The following is a 1,729-nucleotide window of genomic DNA, read 5'->3' as shown; positions in this document are numbered from 1 at the left end:
GCATTCGTCAGTTCATGCCGACGCACCATGACCGACTCCTGCCCGGAACGGCAGTAGATCCACCATCCGGGCGAGAGCCATCAGACACGGCCTAGTGCGCGCCCCGGCACCGTGCGGGATCAGATCGTCCACACCTGATCGATGTACTGGGCGTCGCAGTCGACCTGTCGGACGGCCGCGCCGTTCTCCCGGGTCTGCCAGGGGACGTACAGGCACCGTCCGCTGAGCCCGTTGCGGATCTGGTAGCGGCCTGCGCCCACGGGGGTGATCTTCCAGACCTGGTCGACGTACTGGGCGTCGCAGTCGATCTGGAGGGCCGGGGCGCCGTTCTCCCGGGTCTGCCAGGGGACGTACAGGCACCGTCCGGTGAGGGTGTTGCGGATCTGGTAGTCGTCACCGCTGACGGGGGTGATCTTCCAGATCTGGTCGATGTACTGCGGGAGGCAGTCGAACTGGATGGCCGCGGCCCCGTTGTCCGGGGTGTGCCAAGGGACCAGGACGCACTTTCCGCTCAGCACGTTGACGAGGGAAGCGGTCGTGAACCGGACCTGGCGCAACCAGGCCGCCAGGTCGCCCACCCGCGCGGAGACGGCTCCGGTGCGCGTCTCGGCCGCGGGAGCCCCCAGGCATCCAGCCTGCCAGGAGCGGGAGTTGACGGCGACTACCCGGTTCGCGGCGTCGAGCAGGGGGCCACCCGTGTCGCCCTTGCACAGGGCGTCCGCGCCCTTGCCCGTGAGGGCGAGGGTGGTCGCGGTGGAGGCCGTGAGAACGAAGGTCCCGGTGTGGGGCGCGTCGGACACCCAGGTCGCCTTCGTCCGGCCGAAGCCGATCGCCGTGACCTCGCTCCCGGTCGCCGGTGTGGTGTCGGCGAGGGTGGCGGGCGCGATGCCCGTGGCCGGTTCGGCGAGGCGCACCAGTGCGGCGTCCCGGTCGGTGCGCTGCACGACCTCGACTATCGCGGTGGACGTCGCGTTGCTCAGGGTGGCCTTGGCCGCCAGCGCGGGCGCGCCCGGCTGGACCGGGCCGCCGGGGATCGCGGCGAAGCAACTCGCCGCGGTGAGCACCCAGTAGCGGTCCACCAAGGTCCCGGAGCAGGAGCGGGTGGCGGCCCCGTCGCCGAGGGCGAGGCGGACGGCGTACGGGTGTTGGGCGGTGGTGGCTTCGGGACCGGCCACGGCCTGGGCGGGGGCTGCCGGGACCGCGAACGTCATCGCGGCGGTGGCGGCGAGGAGGCCGGCAAGCCGCGCGGGGCGGGGGCGAGGTGCGAACATCACTGTTTCCTTGTCTGCTGAGCCCGAAAGGGGAGACGAACGTGCCGGTCGACTACGGGAGTTCGATCGCGTTCCAGTCCCAGCCGGCGCCGGCCGGAACGGTGACGCTCGCGGTGAACGGCTGAATGTGCCCCGCCGCATCCGACAAGCCCGTGTACATCTTGATCGCACCATCACCGAAGCGGTACATCATCGCGAGATCAGCACGACGATCACCATTGAAGTCACCCGAAACCAACTTCATCGACCCACGATCCCAACTGTTCACCGGAACCGTATAACCCACCGTGAAGTCCCCGAACCCACCACCCGCATTCGCCAAGGACGTGTAGAAACCGATCTTGCTGTCCGCGTGGTAATAGGCCATCACCACATCCGACCGACCATCACCATTGAAATCACCCGACCGCAGATCGATCGCGTTCCAGTCCCAGCCGGCACCCGCCGGAACAGCGACG

The 1,729-nt window shown here is 69.0% G+C and carries 2 protein-coding genes; both read right to left on the bottom strand.

Annotated elements, in window-relative coordinates:
* Window positions 1–119: 119 nt before the first annotated feature.
* A complete protein-coding gene (locus tag ACIBEA_RS35185; RefSeq protein WP_399267254.1) occupies window positions 120–1,271 on the bottom strand; it encodes a trypsin-like serine protease in 1,152 nt (383 codons plus the stop codon).
* Window positions 1,272–1,323: 52 nt separating this feature from the next.
* Window positions 1,324–1,729 (bottom strand): FG-GAP repeat domain-containing protein (locus ACIBEA_RS35180; RefSeq protein WP_399267253.1); only part of this gene is annotated, 406 nt, incomplete at its 5' end.

This window comes from Streptomyces sp. NPDC051555 (assembly GCF_044454405.1).
Classification (GTDB): Bacteria; Actinomycetota; Actinomycetes; order Streptomycetales; family Streptomycetaceae; genus Streptomyces.
The sequence above is the reverse complement of the archived record's forward strand: the minus strand, read 5'-3'. Positions and strand labels throughout refer to the sequence as shown.